The 14,186-nt window shown below is 66.6% G+C and carries 8 protein-coding genes and 2 tRNA genes; 5 read left to right on the forward strand and 5 right to left on the reverse strand.

Translation table 11 applies throughout. The features are described 5' to 3' along the window. Positions 1 to 151 precede the first annotated feature (151 nt). The 5 genes from ACTT2I_RS11455 to ACTT2I_RS11475 all read left to right on the forward strand — a co-directional run bounded on the left by ACTT2I_RS11455 (position 152) and on the right by ACTT2I_RS11475 (position 3,396). Positions 152 to 1,741, forward strand: a complete 1,590-nt coding sequence (locus ACTT2I_RS11455; RefSeq protein ID WP_088434724.1) for a cytochrome ubiquinol oxidase subunit I — start codon at positions 152 to 154, stop codon at positions 1,739 to 1,741. 15 nt (positions 1,742 to 1,756) lie between these two features. Then, the gene (gene cydB, locus ACTT2I_RS11460) at positions 1,757 to 2,911 is read left to right on the forward strand and encodes a cytochrome d ubiquinol oxidase subunit II (RefSeq protein WP_421099340.1); all 1,155 of its coding nucleotides are present in this window, start codon (positions 1,757 to 1,759) and stop codon (positions 2,909 to 2,911) included. A gap of 30 nt (positions 2,912 to 2,941) precedes the next feature. Further along, positions 2,942 to 3,055 carry a cytochrome bd-I oxidase subunit CydX gene (cydX, locus tag ACTT2I_RS11465; RefSeq protein ID WP_019182852.1) on the forward strand — a complete coding sequence of 38 codons (114 nt, stop codon included), beginning with the start codon at positions 2,942 to 2,944 and terminating at the stop codon, positions 3,053 to 3,055. A gap of 48 nt (positions 3,056 to 3,103) precedes the next feature. Further along, positions 3,104 to 3,180 (forward strand) — tRNA-Pro (locus ACTT2I_RS11470). A gap of 139 nt (positions 3,181 to 3,319) precedes the next feature. Then, positions 3,320 to 3,396: transfer RNA gene (locus ACTT2I_RS11475), tRNA-Pro, on the forward strand. Positions 3,397 to 3,426: 30 nt separating this feature from the next. Here ACTT2I_RS11475 and ACTT2I_RS11480 read toward each other — a convergent pair. The 5 genes from ACTT2I_RS11480 to ACTT2I_RS11500 form a co-directional block, all read right to left on the reverse strand. Next, positions 3,427 to 3,873, reverse strand: a complete 447-nt coding sequence (locus ACTT2I_RS11480) for a hypothetical protein (RefSeq protein WP_421099339.1) — start codon at positions 3,871 to 3,873, stop codon at positions 3,427 to 3,429. A gap of 5 nt (positions 3,874 to 3,878) precedes the next feature. Further along, positions 3,879 to 4,259, reverse strand: a complete 381-nt coding sequence (locus ACTT2I_RS11485) for a hypothetical protein (RefSeq protein ID WP_443096675.1) — start codon at positions 4,257 to 4,259, stop codon at positions 3,879 to 3,881. 113 nt (positions 4,260 to 4,372) lie between these two features. Continuing rightward, positions 4,373 to 4,783 carry a hypothetical protein gene (locus ACTT2I_RS11490; protein ID WP_421099338.1) on the reverse strand — a complete coding sequence of 137 codons (411 nt, stop codon included), beginning with the start codon at positions 4,781 to 4,783 and terminating at the stop codon, positions 4,373 to 4,375. Between the two features lie 29 nt (positions 4,784 to 4,812). Further along, on the reverse strand, positions 4,813 to 5,184 hold the full coding sequence (locus ACTT2I_RS11495; RefSeq protein WP_147433862.1) for a hypothetical protein: 372 nt from the start codon (positions 5,182 to 5,184) through the stop codon (positions 4,813 to 4,815). Between the two features lie 38 nt (positions 5,185 to 5,222). Beyond that, the gene (locus ACTT2I_RS11500; protein WP_421099337.1) at positions 5,223 to 14,168 is read right to left on the reverse strand and encodes a two-partner secretion domain-containing protein; all 8,946 of its coding nucleotides are present in this window, start codon (positions 14,166 to 14,168) and stop codon (positions 5,223 to 5,225) included. Positions 14,169 to 14,186 lie beyond the last annotated feature (18 nt).

Raw genomic sequence — 14,186 nt, forward strand, 5'->3', positions numbered from 1 at the left:
CGCAGGGGCGGGATGGCATACGATCCCCGTGCGAGTGCGTTTGTACATTGATCTGAATCAAGGCTGTTTGAAGTTGCTGGTCACAGAATTCACCCCGTAGACCCCCCTTCCCGCCACCTGAAACGGCAAAACCCAACGAGGTAGCCAGGCCATGATTGATCAGACAGTCGTAGAACTGTCGCGGCTGCAATTCGCTCTGACCGCGATGTACCACTTCCTTTTCGTTCCCCTCACGCTTGGCCTGTCGTTCATGGTGGCCATCATGGAGAGCGTCTACGTCATGACCCGCAAACAGGTCTGGCGCCAGATGACGCTGTTCTGGGGCACGTTGTTCGGCATCAACTTCGCCATCGGCGTCGCCACCGGCATCGTGATGGAATTCCAGTTCGGCATGAACTGGTCGTACTACAGCCACTACGTCGGCGATATCTTCGGCGCACCGCTGGCGATCGAAGGCCTGATGGCGTTCTTCCTGGAAGCGACCTTCATCGGTCTGTTCTTCTTCGGCTGGAAGCGCCTGAGCCCGGTCAAGCACCTCACCGTGACCTGGCTGATGGCCCTGGGCACCAACCTCTCGGCGGTGTGGATCCTGATCGCCAACGGCTGGATGCAGAACCCGACCGGCGCGATCTTCAACCCGGAAACGATGCGCATGGAGGTGGTGGACTTCGCCGCCGTGCTGTTCAACCCGGTGGCGCAGGCCAAGTTCGTGCATACGGTCAGCGCCGGCTACGTGACCGGCGCGGTGTTCGTGATGTCGATCAGCGCCCTGTTCCTGCTGCGCAACAAGCACAAGGACATGGCCCGTCGCTCCTTCGCGGTGGCGGCCGCCTTCGGCCTGCTGTCCTCGCTGTCGGTGGTGGTGCTGGGCGATGAAAGCGGTTATGCCGCCAGCGAACACCAGAAGATGAAGCTGGCCGCGATCGAAGCCATGTGGGAAACCGAGCGTGCCCCGGCCGACTTCACCGCCTTCGGCATTCCGAACCAGACCACCCAGCAGAACGATTACGCGATCAAGATCCCGTACCTGATGGGGCTGATCGCCACCCGTTCGCTGAACCAGCCGATCCCGGGCATCCTGGAGCTGGTGGGGCGCGCTGAAAACCGCATCCGCGGCGGTCAGCTGGCCTACGGTGCGCTGGAGCGCGTGCGCAAGGACAAGAACGACGTTGAAGCGCGCGAGATGTTCGACCGCCATTGGCAGGATCTGGGCCACGGCCTGCTGCTCAAGCGCTATCGCGAAGACATCCTCAACGCCACCCCGGAAGAAATCTCCAAGGCCGCGATGGACACCGTGCCGCGGGTCGCCCCGCTGTTCTGGACCTTCCGGATCATGGCCGGGCTGGGCTTCTATCTGATCGCCTTCTTCGCGCTGGCGTTCTACTACTCGTGCCGCCACAACTTCCAGGACAAGCGCTGGTTCCTCAAGCTCGCCCTGTGGTCGCTGCCGGCGCCGTGGATCGCGATCGAATGCGGTTGGTTCGTGGCCGAGTACGGCCGCCAGCCGTGGGCGGTGGACGGCGTGCTGCCGACCTTCTACGCCGCCTCGGGCCTGGCCCTGCATGAAATCCTGACCACGCTGGCAGTGTTCACCGGGCTGTACACGGTGCTGCTGATCATCGAAGTGAAGCTGATGCTCAAGGCGATCCGCAAGGGCCCGGACGACATCCTGCCGTCGCTGCAGGCTGCAGCCACGTCCCTTTCCCCCAATGCCGCTGCGCCGACCCACGGTCGGGCGTAAGGCAGGAGAACCCAGATGGAATTCATTGGACTCGATTACACCACGCTCCGCGTGATCTGGTGGCTGCTGCTCGGCATCCTGCTGATCGCTTGGGCGGTGATGGACGGTTTCGACCTCGGCGTCGGCACATTGTTGCCGTTCGTGGCCAGGACCGATGACGAACGCCGGCTGGTGATCAACACCGTCGGCCCGGTGTGGGAAGGCAACCAGGTGTGGCTGGTGCTCGGTGGCGGTGCGATCTTCGCCGCCTGGCCGCCGCTGTATGCGGTCAGTTTCTCCGGCTTCTACCTGGCGGTGTTCCTGATGCTGTTCGGGCTGATCCTGCGCCCGGTCGCCTTCAAGTACCGCAGCAAGATGCCCAGCAAGCGCTGGCGTGAGAACTGGGACCGTGCGCTGTTCGTCGGCGGCCTGCTGCCGGCACTGATCGCCGGCGTGGCGGTGGGCAACGTGCTGGTCGGCGTGCCGTTCCACTTCGATGACAGCATGCGCATCTTCTACACCGGCACCCTGATCGGCCTGCTCAACCCGTTCGCCCTGGTGGCCGGCCTGGTCAGCGTGGCCATGGTGGTCTCGCACGGTGCGGCGATGCTGGTGCTCAAGACCGACGGCCCGGTGGCCGAGCGCTCGGCCCGCTATGGCAGCGTCGCGGCGGTGCTGACCTTCGTGCTGTTCGCCCTGGCCGGCGTCTGGGTGGCCTTCGGCCTGCCGGGCTACCAGATCACCTCGCAGGTGGTCACCGATGGCCCGACCAACCCGCTGCTCAAGACCGCTGCCGTCGGTGCGGTGGCCGGTGGCTGGCTGCGCAACTACCAGAGCATGCCGCTGACCCTGCTGGCCCCGCTCCTCGGGCTGGTGGGTGCGCTGGCCAGCGCGGTACTGCTGCGGGCCCGCCGTGGCGGCCTGGCCTTCGTGGCCTCGGGGGCCTCGATCACCGGCATCATCCTGACCGTCGGCTTTGCGATCTTCCCGTTCCTGCTGCCCTCCTCCAGCCAGCCGGGCTCCAGCCTGACCGTCTGGGACAGCTCGTCCAGCCACCTGACCCTGGGGATCATGCTGATCGCCACGGCCATCTTCCTGCCGATCATCATCGCCTACACCTCCTGGGTCTACCGCGTGATGAAGGGCAAGACCACGGCCGAAGAGATGGGCGACAACCCCAACGCTTACTGACGCGCCCCACGGCGCCATAGGAGACTTACCATGTGGTACTTCGCTTGGATTCTGGGTGCAGGGCTGGCTTCGGTCGTGGCCATTCTCAACGGCATGTGGTTCGAAGCCCGCGAGCAGAGCCGTACGGATCACGAAGAAGGCTAAAAAAAGGTTGCCGATCGGGTCTTCACACCGTATCCTTGTCGGCTCCTTCGGGGTGTAGCTCAGTCTGGTAGAGCGCTACGTTCGGGACGTAGAGGTCGCAGGTTCGAATCCTGTCTCCCCGACCACTTCGGTGGTCGTATTGAAGCCTGGGAACACGTTTCCAGGCTTCTTTATCAAGGGCCGTGGCAACACGGCACCGAAGGCGAAAAACGCGATCCCCCCTTGCCGCCGACCGGCGGGATCGATACAATAGGCGGCTCCTTACGGGGTGTAGCTCAGTCTGGTAGAGCGCTACGTTCGGGACGTAGAGGTCGCAGGTTCGAATCCTGTCTCCCCGACCATCTGATGGTCACAATCAAGCCTGGAAGACATCACTGTCCTCCGGGTTTTTTTGTGTCTGGCGATTCGCAGGCCGGGTAGCGGCTGCGGATCTCCCCTTCGCAGCTGCCGGTGTAGCGGTAGCCCTTCCCCAGCATGCACCGTTGTGCCGCGTAGAGCTTGTCGCGTGAAAGATGGGCGGTTTCCTCACCCGTGGCACCTTGCCGGTCTGGGGAGATGTTCCCACTGCGTTGGCCGCCGCAGGCCTGCCAGTCCGTATCACGCACCAGGGCACCTGCGTCCGGCCTGCTCCAGTCGTGGCCCGGCGGCACCAGCTGCCGGGTTGCGGCAGGGTTTCCATTCATCCACATCCCACCTGCACCACAGGCGGTCAGCCCGAACAGCATGCCGAGCACCACCGTCGCGCGACCTGTGTGCCATCTGGCGGGATGCCTGCGACAGATGAACCCCCTACGGAGAAACAGCAGCGTCATGCGCATCGTATTCACTCCACCGGAAACCTACGACGCACGAACTCGAACCCCTCGCCGGCCATGCATGCGTCATGGAGCTGGCCCAGCCGAGCGGCGATCTCTTTGCGCCGCTTCTTCTGCGCCGACGTACGTTCGGCATGCCAGATCTTCGTGATCACGGCGCTCTCCTTGAGAAGCCCAACGTACTCGTCGTCATTTCGCAGGTGCTGGCTGCATTGCTGCCGGGCCAGGTCCGCGTCGGCCTTGCTCGCCCCCGCCTTTCGCCAGTACTGCCGCGTCGGCATGACGCGAACGGAACCCGCCGGAACAGGCCCCATGTCCGTCACCGCCACCTGCCCCGGTACAGCGGGAGTGCTGGCACATCCTGCAACCGCGAGAAGCACGGTCGCCATCAGCATCGATATCCGTCTGGCCTTCCGGCTCGCGCGAGGGTGCTCATGCACCGACCGTCGATCCCAGGGATCAGGTGCAGCGGTGAACGCAACGCCACGAGGCCGCAGCACGTTCATCGCGACTGGCAGGCGGGGAATCGACTCGCAATATCCCCTGAGCATGACCCGGTGTAGCGGTATCCCTTTTGCATCATGCAGCGCTGGACGTCGTCATTCTTCCGGGTGAGGCGCTGCACGGTTTCGGGACCGTTGCCGCCCTGCTGATCGATGCCGACATTGCCGTTCGCCATGCCGCCGCATGCCACCCACGCCGCCCCCAGTTGCGAGGCATCGGCCTTGCCCGCCGCCCAGCTGTCGCGCTGCGAAGGGGGATTGGCCAAAGCGTCGTAGGTTTTCTTGTCACAGTAGGCGCGCGGCGTCTGCGGGCCGCATAAGCGCCCGTTGCCCGCGGTGCAGCCCGTCATGACCGCTACCGCCATCAGCAGACCGAACCCCGTACAGCTTCGCCTTCGAACCTGCTTCATGCGTTTCGTCCAGGATGTCCGCAGACGCCTTACTTCTGGCATGCGGGATATTGACTGCGTATATCGCCTTCGCAGGAGCCCGTGTATTGATACCCGCGGGACATCATGCAACGCTGCATGTCGTCGAACTTGCGGCTCATCGCCTGCTGGATCACCGCAGAGCTCGATCCATCCGACGTGGCGACGTTGTAACCGCCGCTGTCCGCCCCGCCACAACCGAGCCAGTCCGCACTGCGGGCCGCGGGGTCATTGCCTGCTTTCTGCCAATGATCGCGCGGTGGAACGATGTTCCTGCCCACGGACGGATCTCCATTCATCCACATACCGCCGATGCCACAACTGGCGAGCATCAACGTTACACAGGCAAGTAGGAGCCTGTTTCCTGCACGCGGGGAACTCATGCTGACGTACCTTTTCTTTGAGGGATTGAGGAGGGATGTCATCGACTGGCACCGGCAAGAATGGAGATCGCGGACCAGACCTGGGGCGGCAGCGCCTTCGCCATTGCGAAGGGAGCCGCCACGGGAATCGCGACGACGGTCCAGCCTTCGTGGAAGGTGGACAGCGCCCATGGACGGCCACGACGTGCATTCCCCTGCTCATCGTACAACCCTGCAAGTTGCCCGCCGATCATGTCATGCGGGCCGGCGAAGTACTCGATCAGCCTGTCCTGCCAGTCTCCTGGCTTGTAGGGGTCGCCTCGCAGCGTCCCTGTCCAGCCTTGGATACCCCCAGTTACGCCGCCCAGTTTCTTGCCTTCCTCCGACGCCAGGTACTGGGCGAGGGTCAATCCCCCCTGTTTATCGTCGAACTGCACGCGTCCCAGCGAATCCAGGGCAAGTGTGCCGTCTGGATTCGTTGCACAGCGGATGCTGCCAGGTCCGCACAGCTGATCCAGGTCCACGCGGGTTCCCCCGATCTTGAACTCATCGCCATCCACACCGGCACTCTTTCCGTGGATGTTGTCCAGTGTCGTCACGCCGTCGGTGACACCCGGGAACAACTGCGAGTTCTTGATCATCTCCTGCCGCATCCAGTCCGCCGCACTGGCCAGCGCCTCCTTGGAGACCGCGCTGGTCGCCGAGCCGGTCACCGCGCCGATCAGGATGTTGAGCATCTTCTCCTGCGTGCGCAGTTCATCGGCTTCAGCCTGCAGCGCAGCCTTCTGCTCCGGCGTGTCGGCGTGTTCGTAACGCTCCTTGATGCTGGCGCCGCGGCTGGCCACATAGCTGCCCACGGCACTGTGCGCCTGCTGGGTGAACGCTGCGCTGATCTGCGCTTCGGCCTGCACCTTCTGCGCGAGCTCCACCGGATCCCAGTTACGGATCAGCCCGTTGGCATCGTCGCCACTGAGCACACCGCGATTGAGGCTGGCCAGGGTGTCGTCGATGCTCTTGCCGGTCTTGGCCAGCTGCGCGTTGCCATCGGTGATGGTCAGCGCGCCTGCGCTGATGCCGCTGCGGGTGGTGCTGGCATCGCTGCCCTTGTCGCTGGCATAGCCGGGTGCGGCGGCGCTGGCATCGTTGCCATAGTTCTGCCACGACCAGCTGCTGCCCTGCCCGGCTGCACCGGTGGACCCAGGCGTGCCGTCGTTGCCACGGCCGCTGTTGCCGCCATTGGACGGGCCGCCTGTGCCGCTCTTGCTGAAGCCGCCGGACAGGCTCAGGCTGCTGGCCTCGTAATCGCTGCGGTTGTCCAGATCGCGCACGCTCAATGTGCTGGTGATCAGCTGGTTGCGACCGTCGGCGATGGCCTGCTCGCTGGAGGCGATCACGCCACCGATCAGATCGGTATTGCCGCCTACGCGCACCTGGTAGCCACCGTCGCCCGCCTTGATCCCGCTCTGCTCGACAACGCTGGCGTAGTCACCATCGACCTTGGTGTTGCCGTAGCTGGCGCTGCCGGAGAAGCCCAAGCCGACCGTGACACTGCCGCCGACACTGGTGTCCTTGCTGTGGAAGGTGGAGGTGTCCTGCAGGCTCTCGATGTTGAGGTCGCCGCCGATATCGGCGATCACCTCGCGGCCGCTGGCCACCGCGCCACGCAGGGTGGTGTCGCCACCAGATTCGAGCACCAGCGTGTTGCCGGCGTTGACGTGGCTGTTGGTCCACTGCACGTCGGTGCCCTCGCCCTTGCCCTTGGAGCCACTGGCGTTGGCGGTGATGCCCGCACTGGCACCGCCGGAGCCGATGCTGATCGCCACGCCGACGCCACCGCTGGCCGCGCTGCTCTTGCGATCGGTTTCCTGCGTGTTCTTCGCCGCCAGCAGGGCGATATCGCCATCGGCCCGCAGGTAGGCGTTGTTGCCGGCGTTGATGGTGCTGCCAATCACGGTCAGATCCGAATCCTTGCCCGCGCCCGTGGCACTGATGCGCACGTCGCCGCCCGCGGTGATGCTGGAGCCGGCTGCGTTGTCATGCGTGGTGGTGGTCTTGCTGTCGCTGCGTGCGCCGCCCACGGTGATGGAGATGTTGATGCCGCCCGCCGCGCCCGGATCGGCCTGCACCGCACCCACCGCTGCCGCCGTATTGAGCACGGTGGTCGCCGCCGCCAGCGTCTTCATGCGGCTGTCGTCGGTCTGGCTGGCCGCCTTCTTCATCTGCTCGGCGCTCTGGATCGCGGAGATCACCGGCGCGGTCAGCGCCACCGTCAGGCCGGCCTGGCGGAACTTGTCCTCCTGGGTGGAGACGCCGGTCTCGCGGGCCTCCACGATGTCGACCTTGCGCGCATGGATGTCGATGTCGCCCTCGGGCGCGACGACGTGGCTGCCAACCTGGCGGTAGTTGTTGCCCGCCACCATCACCACGTTGCCCGCGGTGGAGCCGATGGTGGACGCCGCGGCACTGGTACTCACGTCCTTGGCATCGCGGCTCTGCATCTGCGTGCCGACCGTGAACGCGACGCCGCCGTTGTAGAGGAAGCCGCTTTCATCCTTGCGCTTGTAGTGGCTCTCGCCGCGCGTGTTGGTCGCCGCCTGCACGGTCAGATCATTGTCGGCCAGCAGCACCGTACCCGCATCGGAGACCACGTTGCTGCCGGTCACGGTGATGTTGTTGCCGCGCACCGCCACCTGGTGCCCGCTGAGCGTGCTGGCGATGGCCTGGGTTTCCTCCAGGCTGTCGCGCGTGGTGTTGGTGGTGGACTTCAACAGCCCGCGATGGGTGTGCTTGCGGCCCTCGCTCCAGTTGTTGCTCTGCTCGCCGCTGGCGATGCTGACGTCGTTGTCGGCCATCACCGAGATCGCGCCATCGCTGCTGTAGACCTGCGCGGCGCGCAGGTTCACGTCATGCCCGGCCTGCAGTTGTACCGCCCCGGCGGTATCGAGGGTGGTGCCGACCTCCCGTTCGTAGCCTTGGCGCAGGTAGTTGTCGTTGTTGCGGACATTGTTTTCCTGGCGTGCCTCGGTGACCGTGCCCAGGGAGAGATCCCGGCCCGCCGCGAGCAGGGTCTGGCCCTGTGCACCGGTGTTGACCACCTGGGCGCCGTCCATGCGCAGATCGCGGCCGGCCTTGGCCAGCAACGTGGCGCCCTGGTCGCTCACGAACAACCCGGCCACGCGATCGATGTTGGTCCGGCTGAAGTCGCTCAACCCCGCGGTGTTCTGACCGCTGCGGGTGGTGGTGACCATGTTGAGATCACGGCCGGCGCTGGCGACCAGCACGCTGCGCGCATCGATCAGGCCGCCGAGGTTGTCCAGATCGGTACGCGCGTTGGCACTGACCGTGTCACCGCTGATGCGGCCGTCGAGGTTGCGCAGGTTCTGCGCGTCGATCTTCACCGCGGTGCGGCCAGCGATGGTGCCGCTGTTGACCAGGTCGCCGCGCAGGTTCAGCTCCACCGAGCGGCCGGCCAGCAGCGTACCGGTGCCGTCGATATCACCGGGGCGCACGCGCACATACACCTGCGGAACCAGGGCGGTGGTGGTGCTGCCATCGGCCAGGGTGACGCGCTGCTCGACCAGCCAGACGATGTCGCTGGTGAGCTGGGCCATCTGTGCCGGGGTCAGCGCCACGCCGGGGCGCAGGCCCCATGCGTCAGCGATGGTGGCCGCGTTGTCGAGCAGCGCGCGGTACTGCGCTTCATCGTCGGCGTAGCCGTCCAGGAAGCGGCGGCCGGTGAGCTGGGCGACCTGATCGCGGACCAGCTTCTGTTCGTAGAACCCATCGCCCAAGCGCTTCTGCACGTTGGCCGGGTCCACGCCCATCTTCTGCAGCAGGTACTCCGAGCCGAGCCAGCTGCGGTAATCGGCAAAACGCGGATCGGTTTCGACCAGGTACTGGCCGGCATTCGGGCCGCTCTGGAACAGGCTGCTCTGCGGCAGTTCGGCCTCCACGCCGATGGTGCGGATCACGGTCGGCTGGTTGCCCGCCGCACCCTGCGCACCGGTGCCCGCCGTGCTGCCGGGCCCGGCCAGCGAGGCCACGCTGGCGCTGACTTCGGTCACCTGGCGCTGCCCACCCACGGCACCGGCCTCGGCTGCGCCCCCGACCTGCCCACCGACGGAACCGGTGCTGACGCCGCCCACCTGATAGCCGCTGCCACCATCGCGGGTGTGCTCGGCCGTCCGGGTGACGCCCAGGTTGATGGTGCGCACTTCATCGGCCGGACGATAGGCGATCTTCCGGTCCCACTTGCGCTCGTGATAGCGCTTGAAACCACCGCGCCAGCGACTGTAGGTGTATTGGCTGGTGCCTTCCTCGTGCACGCGGTACTCGCCGAACGCGTCGATGTTGCGCAGGTTGCCGAGATCGCCCAGCAACGCGCCACCGGCCAGGATCTGGCTCTTGTCGTTGATCAGCTCATCGCCACGCAGCGTCATGTTGCCGCCCGAGATGATCCGGCCCGGCGTACTGGAGGCGACCTGGGTTTCGTACTCGGTGTGGGTGACGTCGTACTGGGTCCAGTCCTTGACGTCGCCGTTGCCGTTGTTCCACCGGTACTTGCCGGCACGGCTCCAGCTGGACCAGGTGAACTCGCTGGCATCGTGCATGCCGGGCGTGCCCTTGGGTTGGATGTACAACTTCTTGGTCGGGCCGACCACCATTACTTCGCTGGTGGCGAAATGCTCGTTGCTGTTGAGCAGGCGCGTGGCATCGATGGTCAGTCCACCCAGTGACTCGATGGTCGCGCTGGCATTGTGCACCGAGCCGGCGCGACCGACTGCATGCCCCTGCGCATCCAGCGCACCGCCGATGTTGAGTGCATTGTCGCCACCGCCGGCACTGAAGATGAGCGCCTGCTCACGGTTGACCACGGTGCCGGCGCCGATGTCCAGGCGCTCACGCGCGGCAATGGTGGCTGCGCGGGTGACGCCCTCCAGCGTTTCATCACTGTTGACCAAGGTGGTGGCACCGATCGACAGGCGGTCGCCGTAGATGCGGCCGGTGCCAACGTTGAGGATCACATCGGCATCGACGCGGGTATCCACGCCGTCGATCAGCCCGCGGTTGCCGAGCACGCCATCGGCGCGCACCTGGGTGCGGATGCCGCTGATCTCGCCAGTGGCCAGGTTGTCGATCTGGCCGGCGTGCAGGTCCAGATCGCCGGCCTGCACCTTGCCTGCATTGGTCCACAGCCCCTGCGTGGAAACCGTGGCCTTGCCGTTGGCGGTGATCTGGCCATCGTTGCGGTAGTCCTGCTGCAGGGCCAGCACCAGGTCGCCCTGCGACAGCACCCGGCCCGTGCCGTTCAGCGCGTTGGCATGCAGCGTCTGGTTGCCCGCCGACAGCAGCGTGCCGTCGATGTTGCCGACCTGGCCGGCGTGCACGTCCAGGCTGCCCGCCGAGGACACCAGCCCCTGCTGGTTGAGCAGCACATCGGCCGCCTGCAGGGCGATCCGCTGATCGGCGGCGATCATGCCCGCGCTGTTGTCGATCTGCGCAGCGGTGAGGGCCACGCTGCGGCCCTGCAGGCCGAGCGGAATGCTGCCGCCGGTCGTGTTGCGGTTGTCGATGCGCGCGGCGTGGGCGACCAGATCGCCGCCGGCCACGGCCAAACCGGCCTGGTTGACCAGCTCACCGCTCAGCTCCAGCGTCAGATTCTCGCTCGCCTGCAGGCGGCCGCCGCTGTTATCCACGCGCTGCGCCTGCAGCAGCAAAGAGGCCCCGCTGCCCACCTGCCCGCCGCTGCGGTTGTCCAGCGAGGCCAGCCGCGCATCCAGCGCCGCCTGCGCCTGGACAAGGCCGGCCCGGTTGTCCAGCTCACCCGCGCGCAGGGTCAGCCCAGCACCGCTGACGATGCCGCCGCGCGCGCCCGCCTCGGTGTTGCCCAGGCGCTGGCCGTGGGTATCGATGCGCATCGCCGCACTGGACTGCAGCAGGCCAGCGCGGTTCTCCAGCGCCCCACTGCGGATATCCAGCGTGCCGGCGGTGGCGGCGAGAATGCCTTCACTGTTGTCCACGGCGCCCAGGCCCGTATCGAGGGCAACGGACGCGCCCGCCAGGGTGCCACGCACGTTGGTTAGCCCCTGGCTGGCGACCGAGAGCGAACGTTCGGCCTGGATCACACCGGCGGTGTTGTCGATATCGCTCGCGCTGTCGAGCGTGACCTCGCCCTCGATGGACGCCAGCGTGCCCGCCTCACGGTTGACGATGCGGCCGGCTTGCACCTGCAGCGTGCCGTTGGCAGCGACGGTGCCGGCGCTGTTGTCCAGCGCCTGCGCTACCGCCACGCCGAGCGTATCGCCCGCGTTGACGGTGCCGCTGCGATTGTCGAGGCTGCCGGCGCGCAGCTGCTGCGCACCACCGGAGGCGATCAGGCCGCCCTGGCGGTTGTCGAGCAAGCCGTCCACGCTCAGTTGCAATGCACGGTCACCGGGCGCCTGGACCGTGCCAGCCTGGTTGTCCAGCTGGCCAGCCTGCAGTGTCAGATCGCCCGCGCTGGCCAGTGTGCCGCGCTGGTTGTCGATCACGCCGGCCACCTGCAGCACGGAGGCCGCATTGCCTGCCGCCAGCAGCTTGCCGTCGCGGTTGGAGAGGTTGCCCGCCTGCACGGCGAGCGCACCGTTGCCGATGATCTGGCCGTTGTCGTTGAGCAACGCGTTGGTCACTCGCAGGCCCAGCGCGTCGGTACCAGTGGCGATCAGTTCGCCACGACGGTTGTCCAGCTGCCCGGCGTCGATCGCCAGGCGCGCCGCCGAGGTGATGCCGCCGGAGACGTCAATCGTCTGGCCCTGCAGTTGCAGCGCGCCATTGCTCAGCAGTTTGCCGCCCGCCCCGGCCAGCGTTTCCGCAGTGATCGCCAGGCGGCCGCTGCCGGCCTGCTGGACCTGCCCACCCACATTGCTCAGCAAGGCGGTGTCGATGGCCAGATCGCCGTTGCTGGCGAGCGTGCCGCCGCTGTTGTCCAGCGCGGTCGTCGCCTCGATGCGGTTGGCCTCGCTGCCGGTCGCCAGCAGCTGGCCGCCCCGATTGTCGAGCGTATCGACCTGGACATCGAACGTACCGGCCTGCAGTTCCGCCTGGCGATGATCGACCTTCCCTGCGCGAAGGGTGAGCGTGCCAGCCGTGGCGATCTCGCCACGCTGGCCGTCCAGCCTGCCGGTGGTGAGCTGCAGGCCGTCGCTGCCGGCGTGCATCAGCGTGCCATCGGTATTGACCAGAACGGCGCTGGCCAGCGCCAGCGAGGTGGCGTTGCTGGCAAGGCTGCCGCCGGTGTTGTCGAGCGTGCCTGCCACCTGCAGCTCGGCGGCTGCATTGCCGCTGTGGGCGATCTTGCCGCCGCGGTTGGACAGCTGGGCGGTGCGCACCTCCAGCGCGCCGCCGACGTTCATGACGCCGCCGTCGTTGTGCAGTGCCTCGCCCTGCACGCGCAGGTCGCGCCCGGTGGTCAGTTCGCCCTGCCGGTTGGACAGACCGCCACTCTCCACGCTCAGATCGCGCACACCCAGGCGACCGCCGTCATTGTCCAGAGCGCTGGCGCGCAGGTCGATATCGCCACCGGCAAGGACCGCGCCGGCATCGTTGTCGAGCAGGCCGGCGATCAGCACGCGGCCCTGCGCGAGCGGCGCAGTGGTCGGCGGAATCGTGCCGGGGGTGCTGCCCTCGGTGCCACCGTTGCCGCTCCCGTTGCCGGCGCCCGGGGTGCCCGTGCCCTCGCCATTGCCCGGGGTGGTCGGGGCGGTACCGTCCTGCAGGGCCAATGCGCCGATGCTGCCCTTGTCACGGTTCTGCACGCGTCCACTCTGCACCGCCAGCGCCTGCACGCCGGCCTGTTCGATGCTGCCGCCTCGGTTGACCAGCGAGGCCGCCTCCAGGTCCAGGCGGGTGCCGTTGAGCTGGCCGCCCCGGTTGTCCAGGTCCTGGCCGGTGCGCAGGTTCAGTTCACGCCCGGCGCTGACCAGCCCTTCGTTGCGAACACCGCCGCTGGCAGCGATACGCGTATCGTCGCGCGCCTGCAGTTTGCCGGTGTTTTCCAGCCGGCCATCGACAGTCACGACCAGCTCGCCGGTCTGCGCCCCGAGGTTGCCCGCATTGCGCACGCCCACGCCGTGCTCGGTGCCCATCAGCAGGATCTTGTTGGCGTACATGCCGCCGAGCTGGGCGACATCGAGCGCGTACTGCGGTGCACTGCCTTCCGCAGCCTGTGCCTGCACACGGCTCAGGTCGGCACTGACCGTATTGGCGCCGGTGGTGACCTGCAGCTGCCGCGCCCACAGGCCGGCGTTGAGCTGTACCGAGCGCGCGATCAGGTCGGTGTAGTCGACCCGGCTGGCATCCATGCCGGCACCGAAGATATGGATCGCACCGCCCTGCACGCGGTATCCCTCCAGCGCACCGCCATTGAACATCGGGGTGCCGGTGGTCAGGGTGATGCGGTTGGCGTTGATGAAGCCGCAGCCGTCGCAATCGATGCCGGCGGGATTGGCGATCACGACCTGCGCGCGGTCGCCGGCCACTTCCACATAGCCGCGCAGCTGGCTCGGGTTGGCACCGTTGACCTCGTTGAGGATCACCCGTGCGGTGCCGCCGGCCAACCACGGATTGCCCTGCACCCAGCCGCCGAGCTGCGACTGCGTATTGCCGCGCGAGTTGTTGAGGATGGCGCCCTGCTGGTCGACATCGAAGCGCTGGTAGGTGTTGCGCGAAACACCGGCCGCACTCGGTGTCTGGATGTTGATCTGCGGCGTACCGTTGGCCGTTTCCAGGACGGTCGGCCGCTGGTTGCCGGGCGCGTTCGGATCGGCCACCACCTGCGCCGCCGCCATGCCGGTCACCCCGACCCAGCCGAGCATCACCCACAGCGCGAACGCCATCGGGCGCAGTGCCGCTGTGCGCTGTCCGTCCTGCCCGGCACCCAGCCCGCCGGGGCGCGGGGTGATCTCCGCGGCGACCTGCCAGAGCTTGAGAGCGTGGTTGAACACGAGGCGGTACAGATGCTTGTTCATGACAGTTCCTTTGTATGC

This window comes from Stenotrophomonas sp. PUT21 (assembly GCF_052232875.1).
GTDB lineage: Bacteria > Pseudomonadota > Gammaproteobacteria > Xanthomonadales > Xanthomonadaceae > Stenotrophomonas > Stenotrophomonas maltophilia_N.